Origin of the sequence: Alysiella sp. (genome assembly GCF_030525755.1) — a bacterium.
Classification (GTDB): domain Bacteria; phylum Pseudomonadota; class Gammaproteobacteria; order Burkholderiales; family Neisseriaceae; genus Simonsiella.
The window spans coordinates 1-21,270 of record NZ_JAUNEC010000011.1 but is presented as its reverse complement, the minus strand read 5'-3'; the positions used below and the strand labels follow the sequence as shown (position 1 = coordinate 21,270).

At 44.7% G+C, this 21,270-nt stretch carries 23 protein-coding genes and 1 pseudogene; 11 read left to right on the top strand and 13 right to left on the bottom strand.

The features are described from left to right. Positions 1 to 24: 24 nt before the first annotated feature. The 4 genes from Q4B82_RS03670 to aroC form a co-directional block, all read right to left on the bottom strand. Positions 25 to 846: a DsbC family protein gene (locus Q4B82_RS03670; RefSeq protein WP_303065080.1), complete on the bottom strand. Its 822-nt coding sequence runs from the start codon at positions 844 to 846 to the stop codon at positions 25 to 27. Positions 847 to 920: 74 nt separating this feature from the next. Next, positions 921 to 1,901, bottom strand: coding sequence for a lipopolysaccharide heptosyltransferase I (gene waaC / locus Q4B82_RS03665; RefSeq protein ID WP_303065079.1), 981 nt, complete (start codon positions 1,899 to 1,901; stop codon positions 921 to 923). A gap of 57 nt (positions 1,902 to 1,958) precedes the next feature. Then, positions 1,959 to 2,543, bottom strand: a complete 585-nt coding sequence (locus tag Q4B82_RS03660; RefSeq protein ID WP_303065078.1) for a tetratricopeptide repeat protein — start codon at positions 2,541 to 2,543, stop codon at positions 1,959 to 1,961. Between the two features lie 40 nt (positions 2,544 to 2,583). Continuing rightward, complete coding sequence (gene aroC, locus Q4B82_RS03655; RefSeq protein WP_303065077.1) at positions 2,584 to 3,687, bottom strand: chorismate synthase; 1,104 nt, start codon at positions 3,685 to 3,687, stop codon at positions 2,584 to 2,586. Positions 3,688 to 3,911: 224 nt separating this feature from the next. On the opposite strand from aroC, the gene yecR reads away from it, so the two are divergent. Further along, positions 3,912 to 4,352 carry a YecR family lipoprotein gene (gene yecR, locus Q4B82_RS03650; RefSeq protein WP_303065076.1) on the top strand — a complete coding sequence of 147 codons (441 nt, stop codon included), beginning with the start codon at positions 3,912 to 3,914 and terminating at the stop codon, positions 4,350 to 4,352. Positions 4,353 to 4,667: 315 nt separating this feature from the next. After that, positions 4,668 to 5,684: a tryptophan--tRNA ligase gene (trpS, locus tag Q4B82_RS03645; RefSeq protein ID WP_303065075.1), complete on the top strand. Its 1,017-nt coding sequence runs from the start codon at positions 4,668 to 4,670 to the stop codon at positions 5,682 to 5,684. Between the two features lie 296 nt (positions 5,685 to 5,980). On the opposite strand, the gene Q4B82_RS03640 is transcribed toward trpS, so the two are convergent. From Q4B82_RS03640 to Q4B82_RS03615, 6 genes are all read right to left on the bottom strand, one after another. Further along, complete coding sequence (locus Q4B82_RS03640; RefSeq protein ID WP_303065074.1) at positions 5,981 to 6,379, bottom strand: Mth938-like domain-containing protein; 399 nt, start codon at positions 6,377 to 6,379, stop codon at positions 5,981 to 5,983. 20 nt (positions 6,380 to 6,399) lie between these two features. Beyond that, complete coding sequence (locus tag Q4B82_RS03635) at positions 6,400 to 7,368, bottom strand: DUF58 domain-containing protein (RefSeq protein WP_303065073.1); 969 nt, start codon at positions 7,366 to 7,368, stop codon at positions 6,400 to 6,402. After that, positions 7,355 to 8,263 carry a MoxR family ATPase gene (locus Q4B82_RS03630; RefSeq protein ID WP_303065072.1) on the bottom strand — a complete coding sequence of 303 codons (909 nt, stop codon included), beginning with the start codon at positions 8,261 to 8,263 and terminating at the stop codon, positions 7,355 to 7,357. The genes Q4B82_RS03635 and Q4B82_RS03630 overlap by 14 nt, the downstream gene beginning before the upstream one ends. 250 nt (positions 8,264 to 8,513) lie before the next feature. Next, on the bottom strand, positions 8,514 to 9,005 hold the full coding sequence (gene greB / locus Q4B82_RS03625; RefSeq protein WP_303065071.1) for a transcription elongation factor GreB: 492 nt from the start codon (positions 9,003 to 9,005) through the stop codon (positions 8,514 to 8,516). Positions 9,006 to 9,088: 83 nt separating this feature from the next. After that, on the bottom strand, positions 9,089 to 9,991 hold the full coding sequence (locus Q4B82_RS03620) for a DMT family transporter (protein WP_303065070.1): 903 nt from the start codon (positions 9,989 to 9,991) through the stop codon (positions 9,089 to 9,091). Between the two features lie 57 nt (positions 9,992 to 10,048). Then, complete coding sequence (locus Q4B82_RS03615; RefSeq protein ID WP_303065069.1) at positions 10,049 to 11,710, bottom strand: glycosyltransferase family 39 protein; 1,662 nt, start codon at positions 11,708 to 11,710, stop codon at positions 10,049 to 10,051. 163 nt (positions 11,711 to 11,873) lie between these two features. Here Q4B82_RS03615 and Q4B82_RS03610 point away from each other — a divergent pair, with 163 nt between their 5' ends. The 9 genes from Q4B82_RS03610 to aspS all read left to right on the top strand — a co-directional run bounded on the left by Q4B82_RS03610 (position 11,874) and on the right by aspS (position 19,744). Next, positions 11,874 to 12,782 carry an ABC transporter ATP-binding protein gene (locus Q4B82_RS03610; RefSeq protein WP_303065068.1) on the top strand — a complete coding sequence of 303 codons (909 nt, stop codon included), beginning with the start codon at positions 11,874 to 11,876 and terminating at the stop codon, positions 12,780 to 12,782. Then, positions 12,779 to 13,543 carry an ABC transporter permease gene (locus tag Q4B82_RS03605; protein WP_303065067.1) on the top strand — a complete coding sequence of 255 codons (765 nt, stop codon included), beginning with the start codon at positions 12,779 to 12,781 and terminating at the stop codon, positions 13,541 to 13,543. Before Q4B82_RS03610 ends, Q4B82_RS03605 begins: the two co-directional genes overlap by 4 nt. A 93-nt stretch (positions 13,544 to 13,636) precedes the next feature. Beyond that, positions 13,637 to 14,047, top strand: coding sequence for an HIT family protein (locus Q4B82_RS03600; protein ID WP_303065066.1), 411 nt, complete (start codon positions 13,637 to 13,639; stop codon positions 14,045 to 14,047). Between the two features lie 25 nt (positions 14,048 to 14,072). Continuing rightward, positions 14,073 to 15,260, top strand: a complete 1,188-nt coding sequence (locus tag Q4B82_RS03595; RefSeq protein ID WP_303065095.1) for an LD-carboxypeptidase — start codon at positions 14,073 to 14,075, stop codon at positions 15,258 to 15,260. Between the two features lie 360 nt (positions 15,261 to 15,620). Continuing rightward, positions 15,621 to 16,292, top strand: coding sequence for a DUF502 domain-containing protein (locus Q4B82_RS03590; RefSeq protein WP_303065065.1), 672 nt, complete (start codon positions 15,621 to 15,623; stop codon positions 16,290 to 16,292). A 35-nt stretch (positions 16,293 to 16,327) separates the two neighbouring features. Continuing rightward, positions 16,328 to 16,609, top strand: coding sequence for a hypothetical protein (locus Q4B82_RS03585; RefSeq protein WP_303065064.1), 282 nt, complete (start codon positions 16,328 to 16,330; stop codon positions 16,607 to 16,609). A 29-nt stretch (positions 16,610 to 16,638) separates the two neighbouring features. Next, a complete protein-coding gene (locus tag Q4B82_RS03580; protein ID WP_303065063.1) occupies positions 16,639 to 17,103 on the top strand; it encodes a VapD in 465 nt (154 codons plus the stop codon). 36 nt (positions 17,104 to 17,139) lie between these two features. Next, entirely contained in the window at positions 17,140 to 17,871 is a 732-nt protein-coding gene (locus tag Q4B82_RS03575) for a hypothetical protein (protein ID WP_303065062.1), read from the top strand. 67 nt (positions 17,872 to 17,938) lie between these two features. Then, positions 17,939 to 19,744: an aspartate--tRNA ligase gene (gene aspS, locus Q4B82_RS03570; protein WP_303065061.1), complete on the top strand. Its 1,806-nt coding sequence runs from the start codon at positions 17,939 to 17,941 to the stop codon at positions 19,742 to 19,744. Positions 19,745 to 20,055: 311 nt separating this feature from the next. Here the strand turns inward: aspS and Q4B82_RS03565 are convergent, their stop codons facing one another. The 3 genes and pseudogenes from Q4B82_RS03565 to Q4B82_RS03555 form a co-directional block, all read right to left on the bottom strand. Then, on the bottom strand, positions 20,056 to 20,298 hold the full coding sequence (locus Q4B82_RS03565; protein WP_303065060.1) for a hypothetical protein: 243 nt from the start codon (positions 20,296 to 20,298) through the stop codon (positions 20,056 to 20,058). 16 nt (positions 20,299 to 20,314) lie between these two features. Continuing rightward, a complete protein-coding gene (locus tag Q4B82_RS03560; RefSeq protein WP_303065059.1) occupies positions 20,315 to 20,653 on the bottom strand; it encodes a hypothetical protein in 339 nt (112 codons plus the stop codon). A gap of 480 nt (positions 20,654 to 21,133) precedes the next feature. Further along, a pseudogene (locus Q4B82_RS03555) lies at positions 21,134 to 21,270 on the bottom strand (serine--tRNA ligase); the annotation flags it as partial.

Sequence of the window (21,270 nt, the reverse complement as noted above, 5' to 3'; positions counted from 1 at the left end):
CAGGCAGCCTTATGCGAAAGTGGATTATTTTTGGTTTTGTTTGATGATTTCTGCTAAATGTGGCATGGGCGAAAAGCCTGCTTGGACTTTGCCATTGGGGAATACAATGGTAGGTGTACCGTTGAAGCCGAAACTCTCGCCCAAAGCGGTGGTTTCGGCAATGGGATTGTTGCATTCGGCTACATTGGGTATGCTTTTGCCTTCACGCATCCATTGTGTCCATGCTACTGTGCGGTCGGGCTGACACCAAATTTGTACTGATTTACGATGGGCATCAGGGTGCAAAGAAGGAATGGGCATCATGAAATTATAAATTGTGATATTGTCCATTTTGGCAAATTCACGTTCCAAACGGCGACAATAAGGACAATCGGCATCGCTGAATACCGCTACTTTCAATTCACCATTGCCACGCACTTCTTTAATGGCTTTTTCTAATGGCAAGGCATCAAAGTCAATGGCATTCAGTTGAGATTGTCGCTCTTCGGTTAAGCTGGTTTTGGTTTGGGTGTCAATCAAATCGCCTACCAACATATAATGACCGTTGGTATCGGTATAGACAACTTGTTTGCCATCGAGTACCACTTCATATATGCCCGAAATCGGTGTGTTGGCAATGCTTTTAACTTTTAGATTTTGCGTGGCATAGTTTTGTTCCAAGTTGGCGGTAATGGTTTTGGCGGTTTGCTCGGGGACATCTTGGGTAACCGAAAGCACCGTAGTAGGTTTGCCAGGTACAGAAGAAGCAGCTTGTGGTTTGGTGGCTGTTGCAGCAGGTGTTTGACCACAAGCACTCAATGCAACACCCATACCCAAAACCAATAGATTAAAACGCCATGATTTCATAAATTGTCCCTAAATTAAAAGTGAAAAACGGCGGCATTATCGTGAAAAAATAAGCAAATGACCAGCTAAATTACTTATTTTTTCGCAGTCAATACATTTTGTGTTGCTGTAAATACAGTTTGAACATCGGGCATTTGTCCCACTCCTCCCAAATTGACTGCATAAGGTGAAGTTTGCACGCCTGTTTTGATGGGATCGCTGTCGGTGTAAATGCCCACTAATGGCACATCAGCTGCATTTGCCAAATGCAATAAACCTGTGTCCACTCCGATAACTGCTTTGGCATGCTGCAATAAAGTGGCAGCTTGCAATAAATTTAAGGCTGGCAAAACGCGCAAAAAAGGCAAAGCAGCAGCCATATTTTCTGCACGCATTTTTTCCGCTGCATTGCCCCAAGGCAGATAAATCGGTAAACCGTCTGTTTCATGTAAAAGCTGAAACAGTTGCAACCAATTTTCTTGTGCCCAAAGTTTGCTGTCTCGGCTGGTGGCGTGTAAAGCAACGTGATACTGTGTGGACAAATTCAGGCTGCCTGAAAGGGTCTGCCAAATGTCTGTTGGGACTTGGATACCAAAATTCACAATATGATTTTCTTGATAATCAAATGCTTGTGCAAACAAACGGCGATTTCGCCAAACAGCATCACGCCCTTTTTCTACCGCAAATTGGCGCGCATAGAACCATGAAGCCCAAGGTTCACGTGCACTGTTTTTGTCCAATCCCGTAATCGGTGCATGTGTTAGTTTGGCAAATACAGCACTTTTTATCAGACCTTGACTGTCTAAAACCCAATCGTAGCGTTCAGATAGCAGTTGTGTGCGTAAATCAGCCATTTGGCTGCGTACGGCTGCCTGAAACAGGTTTTTGCGCCATTTGCGCCAATGCATAGGCAACACTTTTTTCACAAAAGGATGCAGTCGTGCAATATCGGCGAAACCGTTTTCACACAACCAATGTAGCTCAATATCAGGGCAATGTTGCATTAAATCACTAATGGCTGGCAAAGTATGGATTAAATCGCCCATGCTAGACAGGCGAACAAGCAGGATTTTCATATTGTTTTATGACATTCAAGTTGGCATGGTCAGGTGATTTTCAGGCTGCCTGAAAAGTTATTTGGATTGATTTATTCTGTCTCGCAACAGATTTTCATAATGTTGTTTGGCTGTTCCATAATTTTGCAAAATGGCTTTGCGATACCAAAAATCTGCCATATCAAAATCTTGTGCCACATATTCGCCACGATGATACATCACACCTAAATTACTTTGTGCGGTGGCAAAACCTTGTTGTGCTGCACGTTGGAGCCAAGCAAACTTTTGCTCTAAATCCTGTGAAAGCACATTGTCCACGCCTACGCCATAGAATAAAGCCAAATTGTTTTGGGCAATGGGGTGTCCATTTTTTGCTGCTTTGTGATACCAATATACTGACTGCTGACGGTATGACGTGCGTTCCCATTGCTGTGTGCTTTGATAAGCCAAATCCTCATAAGCCGTTGCCAAACGAAATTGCGCTTCAGTAAAGCCTTTTTCTGCCAAAGTGGTGTAAATTGGTAAGACTTCGGGCAATTTTTGGTGGTTGCGCAAAAAAATATTGTCGGCTTGATTGAATAAAACCACATCTTCACGCATGGGATAATGGGTTGCAGTGCAAGCAGTTAAACCAATCAAGGCAAAATAAAGGATTTGTCGCATGATGTTTCCCTTTGAAAATGGTTTCAGGCAGCCTGAAATTTTATTTTCCACCCAAACGCGCAATATCGGGCGTTGCCACACGCACATCGGCATTTTGGGCGCGGTGGCGCAAAGCGTGGTCAATCAACACCAGAGCCAACATCGCTTCGGCAATCGGTGCAGCGCGTAAACCCACGCAAGGGTCATGGCGACCGTGGGTGGCAATTTCCACCGAATTGCCGTAAATGTCTATGCTTTCGCGTGGTGTGGCGATGGAGCTGGTTGGCTTAATCGCAAAATTGGCGGTAATCGTTTGTCCTGTGGAAATGCCGCCCAAAATGCCGCCTGCGCGGTTGGATTTAAACCCTGTGGGCGTGAGTTCATCGCCATGAAAACTGCCGCGTTGCGCCACCACATCAAAACCATCGCCAATTTCCACCGCTTTCACGGCATTGATGGACATCAGCGCGTGGGCAATGTCTGCGTCCAAACGGTCAAAAACGGGTTCGCCCAAGCCCACTGGCACGTTTCGCGCTTCAATGTGCAATTTTGCGCCCACGCTGTCCAACGATTTGCGGACGCTGTCCATGTAGTCTTCCAATTCGGCAATTTGCGATTGGTTGGCGGCAAAAAAGGGATTTTGCGAAATCAAATCTTCATGTTCAAACGCAATGGCTTTTTCGCCCACTTGCGTTACCCAGCAAATGATTTCTGTGCCAAACTGTTCGCGCAACCATTTTTTGGCAACCGCGCCAGCCGCCACACGCGCTGCGGTTTCTCGCGCGGAACTTCTGCCGCCACCGCGATAATCGCGCGTACCGAATTTGTGCCAGTAGGTGTAATCGGCATGGGCTGGGCGGAATTGTTCGGCAATTTTGCCATAATCTTTGCTGCGCTGGTCGGTGTTGCGAATGAGCAAGGCGATGGGCGTGCCTGTGGTTTTGCCTTCAAACACGCCCGATAAAATTTCCACTTGGTCTGGCTCGCGGCGTTGGGTAACGTGGCGGCTGGTGCCGGGTTTGCGGCGGTCTAGGTCGGCTTGAATGTCGGTTTCGGTAAGCGGTAAATTGGGCGGGCAACCGTCAATGATGCAGCCCAAGCCTGCGCCATGGCTTTCGCCAAAAGTGGTTACGGTAAAAATTTGTCCGAAGGTGTTGCCAGCCATGATGTTTTCCTGAATGAAAATGTAAAATAATGTTGATGCAGAGATGCGGCTGACCATGAGATAAAAAGGATTGCAGCCTGTTGCTGTTGCTTTATTTTGATAAACATCAGACAATTTTAGCACGGGATTTCGGGGATAAGTCTGTCTTGACGGGAATGGCTTGCATCTTATTTTTTTTTTTTGCTAAATTTAACAAATCTTAATAATTTAGGACGGATTTAGCAATGAAAACGGTTGGAAAAATAGGTTTGGCAGCTTTGCTGGTGTGTGTTGCGGCGTATGTACAGCCGCGGTCCCCCGTGCAACCTATGGCATGGAAAACGGCAGGAGGCAGCCGTGCGGAAGGCATGATAAAACTGGCCTATGATGCGGAGGCGCGGCAGATAAATACGCCGTCCGATAGTTGTCAGGGTTTGGCTTTGGCCAGAAAACGCTGTGTATCATGGGGTTATCAGGGAGCCGAAGCGTTTGACTATGTGGCCAAAACCTGTTTGGCTTATTTGGGCAGAAACTGTGTGCATTATCGTGTGGAACAGGAATACCAATGCACTCGCCCTACGGACGGCAATGTTTCCTCTCCCAATCCCATTAATATCAATATTCACAACAACGGCAACACGCCTGTTCAAAATTCCGATGGCGACCGCACCTTGAAACCGCTTTAAAACTGTTACCGCTTTATTGATTGGATGCAGTCAATAAAGCGGTTTATTATTGATAGTCGTCCAACATAGAAATAATACTGTGTTGCGCCCCCTTATGTACTATTTGTACACTGCGGTCGCTGCCACCTTGTCTTATTTCTATGTTGAACGACTAATCTGTACACGGTAATCGCAGCCACCGATTTTAAACAGACTGCATTTTAGGCTGCCTGAAACGTGTTTTCTGTTTGGCGGTGTGATAAGATGGCAATTTTGTTTTTCCGCTTGCCGGACAACCCTTTCAGGCAGCCTGAAAATATTTTGGAAAGAATTGTTATGACCAGCAAAAAACGTGTTTTAACAGGTGTTACCACCACAGGCATTCCGCATTTGGGCAACTATGTGGGGGCGATTCGCCCTGCTATTCGTGCTGCTGCACAAGAGAATGTGGACAGCTATTTGTTTTTGGCAAATTATCACGGCATCATCAAATGCCACGACCCTGCCATGATACGTGAGTCCACCCAAGCTGTTGCTGCCACTTGGTTGGCTTGTGGCTTGGATACCGAACGCACTACGTTTTATCGTCAATCTGATGTGCCTGAAATTCTGGAATTGAATTGGATTTTAACGTGTATCACGTCCAAAGGATTGATGAATCGCGCCCATGCTTATAAGGCAGCGGTGCAAGATAATGTGAATAATGGACAAGAAGACCATGATTTTCAAATTGAAATGGGTTTGTACAGTTATCCCATTTTGATGACGGCAGACATTTTGATGTTCAATGCTCATGAAGTTCCAGTAGGGCGCGACCAAATCCAACACGTTGAAATGGCACGTGATATTGCCCAACGTTTTAATCATCGTTTTGGCAAAGAATTGTTTACGCTGCCTGAAGCGAAGATTGATGAAAATGTGCAACTTCTGGTGGGTTTAGACGGGCGAAAAATGTCCAAATCCTATGGTAATACCATTCCGCTGTTTGTTACGCCAAAACAACGTCAAAAAGCCGTGAACAAAATCATCACGAATTTGAAAGAACCAGGGGAGCCTAAACAAAAAGACGAAAGCCCTCTATTTGAAATTTATCAAGCCTTTGCCACATTACAAGAAACGGCAGAATTTGAAAAAATGCTCAATGAGGGCTTGGCTTGGGGTGAAGCGAAGAAACTGTTGGCGGCGAAAATTGGTGAAGAATTGGACGATAAAACCGATGTTTACCATGATTTAATGGCGAACCCAAAACGTATTGAAGCGATTTTGCAGGCGGGTGCGGAAAAAACACGACACCAAGCACGTGAATTGTTGGCAGAAGTTAAGGATGTGGTTGGGATTACCCCGTTGGTGTGATGTTATCATTAAAATTCCTGTGAATTTTGGGGTAGGAATTAAGGCTGTTCCATTTGGGATAGCCTTATTTGTTTCAGGCAGCCTCCTTAATCTCAACAGGTATAAGTTCAGACCTGCCAGTTCTCCGTAGGGGGGCTTGAACCCATCGTTTATCGCTCTGATTATGGATTTTTCAGGCTGCCTGAAAAGGGTGGGTTCAAATACCCACCCTACATGAATCATTTATTTTCATGATTTTTCAATTTTTATTTCTAACTGACGTTGCCTTGCCAAATTTTCAAAAGTTGCCTGAAAATTTAAGCCCACAACCATGCCCATACATTGCGGTTTTCACTTTGTAATAATGTGATGGTACGGCAAGCGGAAGCGGTGTTCATGTATTCAATGCCTATACCTTGTTGGGCAAGGGCAATATTGATTTGGGGATTTAAGAATTGTTGTTTGTCGCCTGTTCCAATGATGATGACTTCAGCTTTGTCGTCTATGGCTGCCTGAAAACTGTGTGTATTTAAATCTTGTGGTGTGAATGTGGACGGCAATTCAGTAATGTGCCAACTGCCTACTATGACGGCTTGGTAATAATTGATGCCATTGATTTTCAGGCAGCCTGAAACGTGGCTTTCAATATTGGGGGCATGGGTAATTGGGGTTTCGGTAATGTGCATCATGTGAGTAATCTCAAAACTTGTATTCATCATATTGCAAATACAGGTTTTTACATCAGTGCGAGTGCGTTCAGGCATTTTTCGCGTTGTTGGTTTTGTGGGGTAAGGGTGGTGTTGGGTAATTCCAGCGTGTAGGGAACGCCTATTTGTTCGGCTTGTAAGACGCGATGGGTCAGTAAGCTGGCGAGTTTATCGGTGGGTGTGCCTGCTGGGTAGTCGCGGTAAGAGATGATTTCGCTGTGTTTCATTGGTGGCGGTTCGTCAAACACTTTGTCCATCAATTCGCCGCGTTTGGCATACACTTTCCAGGCAATGTGTTGCAGCGAAATGCCGTCTTGGTGGTTTTTTAAATAGGCAATGTCTTCGCCGTGCATGCCTGCTTGTTGGGGTGTTTGTTCTGGGTCGGGAATGGCTTGTGAGCCAAAGTCGTGATGTGCCAATGGTGCAGGATAGGCAAGGGCATCGGTTTGCCATTCAAGGCGACATTCGGCATGAAATAAACCAAATGGGGCGGAAGTTGCCAAGCGCAATAATAAGGGGCGTGGAAAATAACCGCGCCGTTTAATGGGAATGTACCAATCTTGACGGAATGCACCATTGCGACTGCCTGAAATTTCACAACGTTGCCATGAATCAATGTTGTCGGTTTCGTTTTCATCGATATCGTATGCCCATTCGCTGCGTAACCAAAATAAACGCGGTCGTTTGCCTGAACCATCGGTGCGAAATTGAGCTTGGGTAGTTTGTCCTGCAAACACTTCGTCTGTGTAATCAATGTGAATGTGTAAACCCAGCAGTTGGCGACGTGTCAGCAGTGCGGCAATGCCTGTGAAGCACAGTATCCAAAAGCAAATCAGATAGGCAACATTGACTTGGTAATTTGCTGCACCAACCCATACACCCAAGCTGACTATCCATAGGCTGATGCACAAACGGGTAGGGCGCAAAGAGATATGGCGGTTTGCCAATACGGTTTCTTGTGTGAGCAGCGCGATTTCTTTTTCTTTAAACAGCGACATTTTCGGCAATTTCCGCTAATACTTTACTGCTGCTTTGTTGATGCAGCGATTGCAAGCGATGGTTTGCCACTGCAATCCAAACGGCTTTCACGTCTTCAGGCAGCACAAACGTACGTCCTTCTAAAAATGCCCATGCTTTGGCGGCATTGGCAACCGCCAAACCTGCGCGTGGGCTTAAACCCAATGCGAATACGCCAGGTCGGCGTGTAGCAGAAACCAAGCGGTAAATGTAGGCGGCAACTGCTTCGGAAACGGTGATGTTTTGTACTTGTTGTTGCCATGCAGCCAATTTTTCGGGTGAGCCAATGGCTTTGATTTGTTCCAATAAGCGGCGGCGATCGCCGTGGTGGTATAGGTGTTTTTCCGCTTCTTCAATTGGATAGCCCATGCTCAAACGCATCATGAAGCGGTCAAGTTGGCTTTCAGGCAGCGCGAATGTACCCAGTTGTTCGGAGGGATTTTGTGTTGCGACCACCAAAAATGGTTTGGGCAGGCGATAGGTTTTGCCGTCTACTGAGACTTGTCCTTCTTCCATTGCTTCCAGTAAAGCGGATTGTACTTTGGGCGAAGCGCGGTTGATTTCGTCTGCCAGCACAAATTGGTTGAATACGGGACCGGGGTGAAACTTGAAGCTGCTTTCATTGGGTTGAAACACATTTACACCGAGTAAATCCGCAGGCAGCATATCGTTGGTGAATTGCACACGTTGATAACGTAAACCCAAAACAGCAGCCAATGAAGTGGCAAGCGTGGTTTTGCCTACACCTGGTACGTCTTCTAATAAAACGTGTCCACCTGCCAAAATACAGGCAATGAGTTGTTTTAAAACATGGTTTTTACCAAGAATAATGGCGTTGAATTGTTTGAATATCGGCTCAAAAGTGGGGTTGGACATGGTTGTGTTCTCACAAAGTGGGTTTGGATTGGCAGATAAAACAGTTAATGAATTAGGCTGCCTGATAAGGTGGGTATGGAATTTCAGGTAGCCTGAATGTCAGAACCTGTATTCACTATCTTGATAGCGGTTTCCTATCGCCTAATCATAAACCTAATTCATTGATTTAAATGAAAATAATTTATTTTTGGTACAAAATCTGCCTTGTATTCGCATGATTTTGCGATAAAAATCCTATGAATACAAGTTCTCAATCAATTTTGATGTAACGCACTTCTAAAATATCAATGTGTTCGCGTCCTTCGGGTGTGTTGAGCCAAACGCGGTCGCCTTCGTGGGCTTTGATTAAGGCACGTGCCAATGGCGATTTCCATGAGATTTTGTTTTGGTTAATGTCTATTTCGTCTTCGCCCACAATTTTAATGGTTTGTTCTGTGCCATTGGCGCGTTCAAGGGTAACGGTGGCAGCGAAAAACACTTGGTCGGTGTGTTCGCGTGTTTCAGGGTCAACCACAATCGCGTTTTCCAAGCGTTTACTTAAAAAACGAATGCGGCGGTCAATTTCGCGCATGCGGCGTTTGCCATACAAATAATCGCCGTTTTCGCTGCGGTCACCATTGGAAGCTGCCCAGTTGACGATTTGTACGATTTCAGGGCGTTCTTTGTGTACCAGTTGGTATAACTCATTTTGCATGGCGCGTTGCCCTGCTGGGGTAAGGTAGATTTTTGGTGTGTCGGACATAATGGTTTATTCTGTTTTGAAGCAGGCTGGATTTTAGCAGAAAGTTTCAGGCAGCCTGTAATGAAAGTACATGATTGGGGTGTTTATTTGGGCATTTTGTGTTTTTCAGGCTGCCTGAAACGTTTGTTCAGCCGTTGTAAAGGTAAACGGTAGAGCATGAGTGCCAATAAAATCAAACTGCCACCTATGGCTTTTTGCCATGTTAAGTTTTCGCCTAATAAGATGATGCTTAATATCAGTGTCCAAACGGGTTCCAAAATCATGATTAAGGCTGCATTGCCTACTGTGCAGCGTTTTTGTCCCCATGTTTGCAGAAAATAGCGGCAATTTGTTATCAATAAAATGGAAATGGCTGTCCAAATCCACGCTGTGTGAGAAATGTGGGGTGACCATGTTTCAAAAAAGAGGGAGTAAATGCAACATATTACACCTGCGCTTGCCAGTTGTACGGTTGCCAATGCCAGCGTGGGCAGGTTTTTGGCGTATTGATTATTGAGCACGAAAAACAATGCACCTGTTAGGGCTGATGTGGCGTACAAGAAACTGGATAGGGAAAATTGTGCCCATGTTCGTCCTGTATTCAAAAATGCCAAACCGCATATGGCAACGATTAATGAAATGTAGAACACGCGTAAAGGGCGATGACCGAATAAGAGCCAAGATAATAAGGGCGCGAGCAAAACGGATAAACTCATTAAAAACGCGCCTTCACCAAAATGGGTACTGCGGGTTATGGCTTGTATCCACAGAAAAATATTGGCTGAAAATGCCAAACCTACTGCCGTGGCACGCCATAGGCTGCCTGAATCCAGTTGGCGCAGTTGCTGGTGTGAAAAAGGCAAAAACAGTAAAGCGGCGATGCCAAAGCGCACCGCCAAAAAACCCGCTGGGGGCATTTCGGCTATGGCGTATTTGGAGACAAACCAGCCCAATGCTGCCAAGAGGGTAACGCTGAATAGGGCAAGTTCGCCTGAATATTTTTTCATGATGATGCCGATGGGTGTGGAAAAGAGATGGGCGCTGTGTTTTCAGCCTGATTGTGTTTAGGGTTGAGCGTGGGTGTCCCATACGCCAAAGTATTCTTTTTTATTGCGTGGACGATGTCCTTGCCACAATAGGCTGCCTGAAACCGCAAGTGGATTTTTGGGGTGAAAGGCATACAAATGATAACGGCAGTTTGTGTCGCTGCTGCTAAATGGCAAAATGCCGTATTGTTGCCATGCAATGCGTGTGTTTTCGGATTGTGGGTCAATATACAAACATTGGCTGCCTGAAATCAGGCTGTTGCGTACGGTTTCGGGCAGCGCGTTTTGCATTTGCTGCACAATGGGACGATGGCTTTTTGCTGCATCAATCCAAGGTAAAAATAAGGTCATCAGCAAAACCCAGATAAAGGTTGTGCCTGCTGCCCAGTTGGTAATGGCTTGGCGACCGCGTATGTGGCGGCGTGTGATGGCAATGAGCCACATCGGGGTAAACAATAAGGCGCACAATACGGGGAAAATGGCAATGTCGCGGGTGTAGTAGGGGCTGAAATAGGCAGCACGTTCAGCCAGTTTGCTTGGGAAACCGTAGTTCATGGCGATGAAGCCGACCCACAAAAATAAGGCAGCAAAGCCAAAAGTCATGATGCCAAACCAGTTTAAAAAGGCGGCTGCACCACGCCGTAAATTGTCCAGTTGTGCCGCACCGAGTAACGCCAAAGCAGGAAGCAATAACATTAAATTATCTTGGTCGCGTACTGGCAGAAAAGTCAGCACCAAGCTGAATGCACCTAACCACAATAGCAGTAAAATGCCATAAGCACGCGTGTGTGTGCCACCGCGAGAAAGTGTCCATAAACTCAATGGCAAAGCAGGAAACGCAAACCACAGTAATTCTGTGGCGTAATAATGCAGAGCAAAGCCTGCCTGAAAGTGGGCTGTGCCACCAAATGCGCCCCAAATATGGTGTTGTATATAGTGGGTAAAGAGTGCGTTTTGTGTGAAAAACAAAACCAAAGGCAGCAAAATGGCAAAAGGCAAGGTAATGGCGGAGGCAACACCGAAAAAAACGCTGAAACGTTTGCTGCGCCACAAGGGGGAAAAGCCACACAGCAAAATCACCAACCATGCTGTACCAGCAACCAGCCAACCCATTGATTGTCCGATTAAAATCCAACCTGCTGCACTTAAAATGGCGGCGAAGAAAACCTGTTTTGTGGCAATGGAAATGCCCCAAAAAATCAGTCCAATCGCGGCAAAAGGCACAATTGCTGCATGGATAAAATGGGCGGGAAACAGCAAGCCAGCTGAACCCATTAAAATCAAAACCACAGTACGTCCCAAACCTTGTCCCAATAGTTTGTTGCCTGCAATGCCACAAGCCGTTAAACCGATGCTGGCAAATATCACGCTGCTGATGCGTGCGGTGGCGTAGGGGTCTAGGGATAAGGGTGAGAGCAATTTCAATAAGCTGCCAGCCAACCAAATGTAAACGGGTGCAGCTTCCCAATAAGGTTCGCCAAACAGCGTGGGCAACCAAGTGGGCGAGTGGACGAATGCTTCAATTGCGGTATAAAGTTCGGGTTCACTTGGTGTCCATAAATCATGTGAAAACACGCCTGACCACAACCACGCCAACACCAATAAACATAAAGCCCATGGGTGTTTTGGGGCAGGTGTGGCGCGATTGTGAACAGCGTGTGGTGCGGAGTAGGTCAGCATAATGATGATGTTGTAAAGTGAATTGGGTCGTATTATAACGTGAAGCGTGATTGGGGTTGTGTTTTAACCTGAATTTCAGGCAGCCTAAAATACACAAATGCTGCCTGAAAACACACAGCAACTGCGTTATAATCGCTATTTTGATTTTTCAGGCAGCATTTTTATGACTTTCGCCCTTCGCGTTCAAAATGCACAAAAAACCTACGCAGGTGGTTTTGTGGCACTTAAAGGCATTGATTTTGATGTGGCACAAGGCGAGTTTTTTGCTTTATTGGGACCAAACGGTGCTGGCAAAACCACTTTGATTTCTGCCATTTCAGGTTTAAATTGTTTAACAGGCGGCAAAATTGAGGTAATGGGTTACGATGTGGAAAAAGACCCATACCATGCACGTTTAAATTTGGGGCTTGTACCACAAGAGTTGGTGTTTGACCCATTTTTTTCGGTACGTGAGGTGTTGCGGATTCAATCGGGTTATTTTGGTATTCGCCACAATGACGATTGGATAGACGAAATGTTGCATCATTTGGGTTTGTCCGACAAAGCCGACAGCAATATGCGTCATCTATCGGGTGGCATGAAACGGCGCGTGATGGTAGCGCAGGCTTTGGTGCATCGTCCACCTTTATTGATTTTAGATGAGCCAACTGCGGGCGTGGACGTGGAATTGCGCCACAGCTTGTGGACCTTTATGCAATCGTTGAACCAACAAGGACATACCATTATTTTAACCACGCATTATTTGGAAGAAGCTGAACAATATTGTCATCGCATTGCCGTGATGAAACAAGGTAAGTTGGTCGCTTTGGACAAAACAGAAAATCTGTTGCACAACGACAAAGGCATACGTCTTGCGGTGCATTTGTCTAATAGGCTGCCTGAAAACCTGATGCACTTATGTGTGCAAACTTTGGCAGAACATCATTATGTGTTGCTGTTGGACAATCCTGATGCTCTGTTTACCCTTTCAGGCAGTCTAAAAAATGCAAGTGTTCAGATTTTAGACATGAAAACTTTGGATAAAGATTTGGAACAGGTTTTTGTGGGTTTAACAACAGGAGAAGCAGCATGAATTGGATTGGTTTTCAAACGCTGTTTCGCAAAGAAGTGATGCGGTTTAGCAAAGTTTGGCTGCAAACCATAGGCGCACCTGTGCTGACAGCTTTGCTGTATCAATTGATTTTTGCCCATGCGGTAGGCAAACACATCGAAGTCTTGCCTGATGTGCCGTATCACGCTTTTCTGATTCCAGGATTGGCAATGATGAGCATGGCACAAAATGCCTTTGCCAATACCTCATCAAGCTTGATGCAATCGCGGATAACGGGTAATTTAGTGTTTATTTTGTTACCACCACTTTCGCCATTTGTGCTATTTGCCGCGTATTCTGGTGCAGCTGTGTTGCGTGGTTTAATGGTGGGCATCGGTGTATTATTGGCAACTGCACCATTTGGTTTGCCCCTGCCGCACAATGTGTTATTGGTATTGCTGTTTGCGCTTTCAGGCAGCCTGTTTATGTCTTCATTGGGTTTGATTGCAGGTATTTGGGCAGAAAAGTTTGACCAATTGGCGGCATTTCAAAACTTCATCATTGTGCCACTCACTTTTTTATCGGGTGTGTTTTATTCCATCAGCAGCCTGCCTGAATTTTGGCAAACCATGAGCCATGTCAATCCCATATTTTATTTGATAGACGGTTTTCGTTATGCTTTTTTTGGTATCAGCGACACACCCCCTGTTTTGTCGCTAACCATGACCCTGTTTTTTGCTTTGCTGGCTTCAGCATTGGCTTATGGTGTATTGAAGTCAGGTTGGAAATTGCGAAACAGTTAGATACTGTTACAATTTACCCCTAACTTGGGGCTGGAATATACAAGGCTGCCTGAAAATTGCCATTAGCCACAGATTAAATGATTGGAAAACGCCATGACTTGCCCACTTTGTCATACAGGACACGAAGACATTTTATTGCAAACCGAACAATACCGTGTGATTGCGGTACACAATGAACCCAATGTGCCTGCTTTTTGTCGCGTGATTTGGCATGAGCACATTGCTGAGATGACCGATTTATCCGCAAATGACCGTCAAACATTGATGAACGCAGTTTATCAAGTAGAAGCTGCCATGCGTGCGGTTTTGCCTGTACACAAAATCAATTTGGCGAGTTTGGGCAATATGGTGCCGCATTTGCATTGGCATGTCATCGCCCGTTTTGCAGACGATGCCCATTTCCCTGCACCCATTTGGGCAAACAGCCAACGCACAAACACCATCAGGCTGCCTGAAAACTGGCTTGATGATGTGAAACAACGCCTTAATGCTCCGCAATCTTAATTTGTCTGTATTCCGAGATAAAACCATGCCCACTTTATTATCGCGCCGCCGTTTGTTGCAGACCAGTTTGACAGTTTCAGGCAGCATATTGTTGTCGGCTTGTGGCGGTAAGCCAAACAAATTGTTGCCACAAAGCCAATCTTCTTCCACTTCACAACGATTGTCCAATATGAATGTAAACCCTTTTTCTGTTTCAGGTAGCTCAAACAGTATGCGTTTATTTGCCTCTTCGGGTTTTTGTGAAGACACCAGTCGCATTCAGCGAGGCTTGGATTTATTGAGTGCAGCAGGTTTCGTGGTCAGCAATACCGCTGCACCTTATCGCCGTTTTCAGCGTTTCGCTGGCAATGATGCCGAACGTATTGCCGATTTGCAAGATGTGGCAACAGGTCGTGTACCCACGCCCAAAGTGCTAATGGGTGTGCGCGGTGGTTATGGTGCAGCTCGTTTATTGCCACATATTGACTGGGTTAATTTGGGCGCACGAATGAAAGAAAAGCAAACTTTATTGTTTGGTTTCAGTGATGTAACTGCCATTCAATTGGCTCTATTGGCGCAAAGTGGCATGCCAAGTTTCGCAGGTCCCATGTTGTACAGCGAATTTGCCAAACCCATTCCCGATACTTACACAATGGACAGTTTTATCCGTACCACAACCCAGCCACAAAGTACGGTATTTGTCCCCGCTTTTCAATTTCAACGTGCACAGGAAATCGCAGGTACATTGTGGGGCGGCAATTTAAGCGTATTGGCATCATTGGTAGGCAGTCCCTATATGCCCGATATTCATGGCGGTATTTTGTTTTTGGAAGACGTGGCAGAACAACCTTATCGCATTGAGCGTATGTTGCAAACACTTCATTTGGCAGGTATTTTGAAGAAACAGCAAGCGATTGTGTTGGGTGATTTTCGCATGGGCAATATCCGCGATGTGTATGACAGCAGCTACAATTTGAACAATGTGGCGCAAACCATTTCGCGTACTGTCGGCATTCCCGTTTTCAATGGTTTTCCATTTGGACACATCAACAATAAAACCAGTTTTCCACTTGGAACACACGCACAGTTGCGCCCCAATAACAACGGTGGCTATCACTTGACATTCCATGCTTATCCAACACTTGATGCAAGTGCTTTGAATTTGAATGCCTTGATGCCACTGCCCGCATCGGAAAAGGCATCGGCAGAAACCACACAAGAAAGCGAGTTTTAAGCGATGCGGTGTCATTTATGGGATTATTTTACGAATACAGGTTAAAGTATTTAAAAATATCAGAATTGAAATTTAAATATTGCAAAATGAGGTTTGAGTGAAATAAAACAGTGTGGGCATTTGGGATTAGCAAAAAAGAAGGAAAAAAAGTATTATTGACAGCATTAAACAGCATTTTTCATGGCTTTCAGGCAACAAGTAACCACATCATCAAAACTGTTAGCATCAATGGCTGTTAATGAACATGACTTTGAAAATTAAGCCGCCATTTTCACGAAAAATCAGTTAAAATACCGTGCTTATTTTTTAAGGCTTTCAGGCAGCCTGCAAAAAATTAAATTTAGGACAAACACACAAAAAATGGCAGAACCCAGTTCAGGCGGCATCGCCAAAGCACTCAAAAAATACCTGATAACAGGCATACTCGTGTGGTTGCCTGTGGCGGTAACCATTTGGATTATTACCCACATTATTTCCGCCACCGACCGCATCATTACCTTTATCCCAAACCAATGGCAACCCGCTAATTATCTCGGTTTTCACATTCCAGGTTTAGGTTTTGTGATAGCCGTTGTCGTTTTATTTGTAACAGGTATCTTGGCAGCCAATATATTGGGTCGCAAAATATTGGAAGGTTGGGATAGCCTGATTGGGCGTATTCCCGTTGTCAAGTCCATTTATTCCAGTGTCAAAAAAGTTTCCGAAAGTCTGCTTTCCGACAACAGTCGCTCATTTAAAACACCCGTTCTGGTGCCGTTTCCGCAACCGAATATTTGGACGATTGCTTTTGTATCGGGCAGCGTGCCGCAGGCATTGGCCATAGGGCTACCTGAAGGCGAAAAATATGTGTCTGTGTATGTGCCGACCACGCCCAACCCAACGGGCGGCTACTACATCATGGTGCGCGAAAGCGACATTCGTGAACTGGACATGACGGTGGACGAAGCCTTGAAATATGTGATTTCGCTGGGTATGGTCATGCCCGATGATTTGCCGATGAAATCGCCCAAAACATTGCCTGAAAAAGTGTGAATTTGGGCTTCAGGCAGCCTGAAAAGGGAAAAATCATGTTTGCATTTTTATTGAAACAACTTTCGCCTGAAACTGAATGGCATAATTTACCTGCTGAAAAACAGAAATATGTCAAAGGCATTTTGTGGGGTTTGATTGTGCAGATATTGGGGGTGCTAATTGGTAGTGCAATGTGCATCTATTTGGCATATCTTGGCGTGGCTTATGTGGTTTTGTTGCCGATTGCGGTTTCTGTCTTACTTTTCCCCAAAACCATACAAATTTACCGCGATAAAATCCACAAAATTTTGGCAAATAAAAATGCGCCATTACCTTGATTTTTCAGGCAGTCTGAAAAGGGAAAAACATGAACAAATATTTGATTGCCTTTGATTTAAACCAAGATTGTTTAAAACAACATTATCACGCCAATTCGCCCAATAATGCCTATTACAATATCGCTACTGTTTTGAAAAAACACGGTTTTGATAACATTCAAGACAGCGTGTACATCAGCACAAGCGATGACATCAGCGAGGCACACGGCACATTGGCATTACAGGAAGTCGCGGCGGTGTACGATTGGTTTGCCAAATGCGTGTCCAATGTGAAATTTTACCGATTAGAGGCGGATTTGGACGCGCAATTTATCGTAGATGGCGTGGAAAATGCACGTCAAGCATTTATCCAACAAATGAACCAGTTGCGCCAAAGTTTATTACAAGCAGGTTTACCAGAAGACAAATTGAACGAAATTTTAAATCAACAAAATTTTGCGGTGGGTAATATTACTTTGCCGTTGAATAAAATGAAAAGTATTGATTTGAAATGATTTACTCATTTTCAGGCAGCCTGAAAGCCCCAAAACATGGAAGAAATTATCCAAAAATGCTACCAAATATTTGATTATCCACCACCAAACGAACCGCTACATGCCTGTATTTGCCCAATTTGTCTCGCCCCTGAATTAGAACGTGAAATGCGAACCTTGCCTTTGCGCGAATTAGGGGCAAAGCATTTTTATGAATACAACGGTGGCGTGATTGATAAAACGCAAAATTCGAACGAAATCAAATATTTTCTGCCGAGAATGATAGAATTGTTTGCACAAAATGAAGAATTACATCATTCGCTGGAAATCTATTTTGCACGTGTGGGTTATGTGCCGAAAAGTGAATTTACCGTTGCAGAATTAGCGATTTGGCAACAATTTGCCGATGCTTATTTGGATAAATTATTAACACAAAATACTGATTATAAAAGTATTTTTTCCTATTTGGAAATGTTTCACAAGGCGCACATTGATATTCGCCCATTTTTGCAGCGTTGGCAAAATAATGATACACCACAAGCGATTATCCATTTTGTTCATGCCAGTTGGGATTATTATGTTTGGCAACAGGAAACAGTGGATACCTTTGACGATGATGAACCCGAATACCAGCAAATCATGACAGATTGGCTGGATAATGCTGAACACAAACAACATGTAGCACGTCAATTATTGAATTTACCTGCTGAAATCGTGCAACAATATTGTGAAAAATACGATTACCCAAATGGCAGCATAGATTATTTATTTGATGTTTTGGCGGCTTGATTTTCAGGCAGCCTGAAACCAAAAATTTTGATTTAATTAAAAATACTTAACAAGGAAACCCAACAATATGCGTACCAATTATTGCGGCTTAATCAGCGAACAATATTTAGACCAAACCGTAACCGTCAAAGGCTGGGTGCACCGCCGCCGCGACCACGGAGGCGTGATTTTCATTGACCTGCGTGACCGCGAAGGCATCGTCCAAGTCGTGATTGACCCCGACACCCCCAAAGCCTTTGCTTTGGCAGACAGCGCGCGCAGCGAATATGTGTTGAGCATCACAGGTCGCGTGCGCGCGCGTCCAGAAGGCACGGAAAACGACAAAATGGTTTCAGGCAAAATTGAAATTTTGGCAAAAGAAATTGAAATTTTGAACGCTGCCGCCACGCCACCCTTCCCCATTGACGAAGACAACATCAGCGAAAACGTGCGCCTGACCCACCGCGTGATGGATTTGCGCCGCCCACAAATGCAGAAAAACCTGCGTTTGCGCTACCAAGTGGCGATGGGTGTGCGCCGTTATTTGGACGCGCAAGGCTTTATTGACATTGAAACGCCCATGCTCACACGTTCCACGCCCGAAGGTGCGCGCGATTATCTCGTGCCAAGCCGCGTTCATGCTGGCGAATTTTTCGCTTTGCCACAATCGCCCCAGTTGTTCAAACAGTTGCTGATGGTGGCGGGTTTTGACCGCTATTATCAAATCACCAAATGTTTCCGCGATGAAGATTTGCGTGCCGACCGCCAGCCTGAATTTACCCAAATTGACTTGGAAACTTCGTTCTTGTCTGAAAATGAAATCATGGACATCACCGAAGGCATGGCAAAACAGGTGTTTAAAGACGCTTTGGGCGTGGATTTGGGCGAATTTCCGCGTATGCCTTACCGCGAAGCCATGTTCTATTATGGTTCGGACAAACCCGATATGCGCGTGAATTTGAAATTCACCGAATTGACCGAATTGATGAAATCGGAAGAATTTAAAGTCTTCCGTGCTGCTGCCGATATGAAAGGCGGTCGCGTGGTGGCATTGCGCGTACCCAATGGCGCAAAATTGAGCCGCAAAGACATTGATGATTATACGAAATTTGTCGGCATTTACGGCGCGAAAGGCTTGGCGTACATCAAAGTAAACGATGTGAACAACATCACCAATGATGAAAATAGCGGTTTGCAAAGCCCCATCGTGAAATTCTTGTCGGAAGGCTGCCTGAAAACGATTATCGCGGAAACAGGCGCACAAAATGGCGACATCATCTTCTTTGGCGCGGACAAAGCGAAAATCGTGAACGAAGCCATTGGCGCATTGCGCATCAAAATCGGACACGAACACGGCGCGGCAGACGGCTATTTTGTGGACGAGTGGAAACCGCTTTGGGTGGTGGATTTCCCCATGTTTGAATACGATGAAGAAGCCGACCGCTATGTTGCCGTACACCACCCATTCACATCGCCCAAAGTGGGACACGAAGATTTGATGGAATCCGACCCTGAAAACTGCTTGGCGCGCGCCTACGACATGGTGTTGAATGGCTGGGAAATCGGTGGCGGCTCAATCCGCATCCACCGCGCAGACATTCAAGAAAAAGTGTTTGCCGCATTGAAAATCACGCCCGAAGAGCAACAGGAAAAATTCGGTTTCTTGTTGGATAACTTGAAATACGGTGCGCCACCACATGGCGGTTTGGCGTTTGGTTTGGACCGCTTGGTTACGCTGATGACGGGCGCGGAATCCATTCGTGATGTGATTGCTTTCCCGAAAACGCAACGCGCTCAATGCTTGCTGACCAATGCGCCCAATGCCGTTGATGACAAGCAATTGCGTGATTTAAGTTTGCGTTTGCGCGTAAAACAAGTAGAAAATCAAGCGTAATCTTGATTTAATTTCAAAATCAGGCTACCTAAAAAACAACTTGGGTTTTAGGCAGCCTGAAACCTTTGCAAAACCTATTTTTGAACTTTTCTGAAAAATAAATTTCTTAAAATTCAATATATTAAAATTTTTAAAAATCAAATTTTAGGAATTTTGCAAAGGTCTCAGCCTGAAAATAATGGCTTAATGATTTGATATATTGAAATTGTGTGGGTGAAAGCACCCACCCTATGCTTGGATAATGGGCGCAATTATCACCAAAAGCTGCCTGAAAACATTTTCAGACAGCTTTAATGATGTGTGGTTTGCGCTTACTTGGGCGATTTTGCACCCAAATTGAGCTTGGCTTTCACCGTATTTTTGCTTTGTTCATAGGCATACACAGCCAGCAAAGGCACCAATGTTTTCAGCATATGAACGAAAACTTTGCTGATGTCATCGCTGAATCTGCCAATCAAGGGAATGGGCGTGATGGCTGTGTTGATAACTGTTTGAACATACAAGGGAGCCACTTGTTGCACCCTACATAATGCCCCATTTTGTATTTGGTTCACGATAATTTTTTTATTCTTATTTTATACCATTATCTTGGAGCTGTTTAATTGTATTGATAACCTCATCGGGATAGTGAACAATATATTTGGCTAATGGGCGAACCCAATCTGAATTTTTAATTAAAACAATGCAAAAATTGCCATTAACATCACCATCAGGATACCACCCTACATCTATCACATATAAATCATCATTATGAATATAAGACATTTGTAACATATCTTCAGTTAAGCCTAAATTATCTGCATAATGGGCTTTATTTTCTTCAAAACGCCATTTACTTTCATTAAGCAACCAAGAAAACCCATCGTAATCAATATGCCAAGATAATTCTTTCAAATCAACAAGAAACATGGATACCCTATTGCTATCTTCGTCTAAAATTGACCATCAACAAATTAGGTTGGGTTGCCAAGCCAACAAATCCCTTTCCAAAATAATGGGAAATGTGGGTGCCATACCCAACCTAAAACTTTTGCAAAACTCAATTCGTAGGGACAGATTTCATATCTGCCCTTTTTTCAATTTATTGATAACGCGATTTCGGGATAAAAGTGATTGATAAATTTAAGTCACTTTGCTCCCTCTCCCTGTGGGAGAGGGCTGGGGAGAGGGTATGCTGCTCAACAAGCCCTCTCTCCAACGCTTTCCCATAGGGAGAGAGGGCAGGTTTGTTGGCAAATTGACAGTTACTTATCCCGAGTTCACGTTATTGATAAAAATAAAAATTTCTGCAATTCTAAACAGGGCAGATATGAAATCTGCCCCTACGAATCGAGTTTTGCAAAAGTTTCAACCTTGCTGATAAAACACATACCCTAATTTTGGATGGGTTTAACCACCCAATTTCTCCGCGCCACCCAAATACGGACGCAATGCCACAGGAATATTGATTGAACCATCTGCATTTTGGTGGTTTTCCAACACCGCCACCAAAGCGCGACCCACCGCCAAACCTGAACCGTTCAAAG

Bases quoted from the DNA above. Each gene is read 5' to 3' on its own strand.
- Q4B82_RS03610 (WP_303065068.1), top strand. From the start codon at position 11,874: ATGACTTTCGCCCTTCGCGTTCAAAATGCACAAAAAACCTACGCAGGT.
- Q4B82_RS03575 (WP_303065062.1), top strand. From the start codon at position 17,140: ATGGAAGAAATTATCCAAAAATGCTACCAAATATTTGATTATCCACCA.
- aroC (WP_303065077.1), bottom strand. From the start codon at position 3,687: ATGGCTGGCAACACCTTCGGACAAATTTTTACCGTAACCACTTTTGGC.
- Q4B82_RS03560 (WP_303065059.1), bottom strand. From the start codon at position 20,653: ATGTTTCTTGTTGATTTGAAAGAATTATCTTGGCATATTGATTACGAT.
- Q4B82_RS03660 (WP_303065078.1), bottom strand. From the start codon at position 2,543: ATGCGACAAATCCTTTATTTTGCCTTGATTGGTTTAACTGCTTGCACT.
- Q4B82_RS03635 (WP_303065073.1), bottom strand. From the start codon at position 7,368: ATGTCGCTGTTTAAAGAAAAAGAAATCGCGCTGCTCACACAAGAAACC.
- Q4B82_RS03670 (WP_303065080.1), bottom strand. From the start codon at position 846: ATGAAATCATGGCGTTTTAATCTATTGGTTTTGGGTATGGGTGTTGCA.
- Q4B82_RS03630 (WP_303065072.1), bottom strand. From the start codon at position 8,263: ATGTCCAACCCCACTTTTGAGCCGATATTCAAACAATTCAACGCCATT.
- aspS (WP_303065061.1), top strand. From the start codon at position 17,939: ATGCGTACCAATTATTGCGGCTTAATCAGCGAACAATATTTAGACCAA.
- Q4B82_RS03600 (WP_303065066.1), top strand. From the start codon at position 13,637: ATGACTTGCCCACTTTGTCATACAGGACACGAAGACATTTTATTGCAA.
- greB (WP_303065071.1), bottom strand. From the start codon at position 9,005: ATGTCCGACACACCAAAAATCTACCTTACCCCAGCAGGGCAACGCGCC.
- Q4B82_RS03585 (WP_303065064.1), top strand. From the start codon at position 16,328: ATGTTTGCATTTTTATTGAAACAACTTTCGCCTGAAACTGAATGGCAT.
- Q4B82_RS03580 (WP_303065063.1), top strand. From the start codon at position 16,639: ATGAACAAATATTTGATTGCCTTTGATTTAAACCAAGATTGTTTAAAA.
- Q4B82_RS03590 (WP_303065065.1), top strand. From the start codon at position 15,621: ATGGCAGAACCCAGTTCAGGCGGCATCGCCAAAGCACTCAAAAAATAC.
- Q4B82_RS03605 (WP_303065067.1), top strand. From the start codon at position 12,779: ATGAATTGGATTGGTTTTCAAACGCTGTTTCGCAAAGAAGTGATGCGG.
- Q4B82_RS03620 (WP_303065070.1), bottom strand. From the start codon at position 9,991: ATGAAAAAATATTCAGGCGAACTTGCCCTATTCAGCGTTACCCTCTTG.
- yecR (WP_303065076.1), top strand. From the start codon at position 3,912: ATGAAAACGGTTGGAAAAATAGGTTTGGCAGCTTTGCTGGTGTGTGTT.
- waaC (WP_303065079.1), bottom strand. From the start codon at position 1,901: ATGAAAATCCTGCTTGTTCGCCTGTCTAGCATGGGCGATTTAATCCAT.
- Q4B82_RS03595 (WP_303065095.1), top strand. From the start codon at position 14,073: ATGCCCACTTTATTATCGCGCCGCCGTTTGTTGCAGACCAGTTTGACA.
- trpS (WP_303065075.1), top strand. From the start codon at position 4,668: ATGACCAGCAAAAAACGTGTTTTAACAGGTGTTACCACCACAGGCATT.
- Q4B82_RS03615 (WP_303065069.1), bottom strand. From the start codon at position 11,710: ATGCTGACCTACTCCGCACCACACGCTGTTCACAATCGCGCCACACCT.
- Q4B82_RS03640 (WP_303065074.1), bottom strand. From the start codon at position 6,379: ATGAATACAAGTTTTGAGATTACTCACATGATGCACATTACCGAAACC.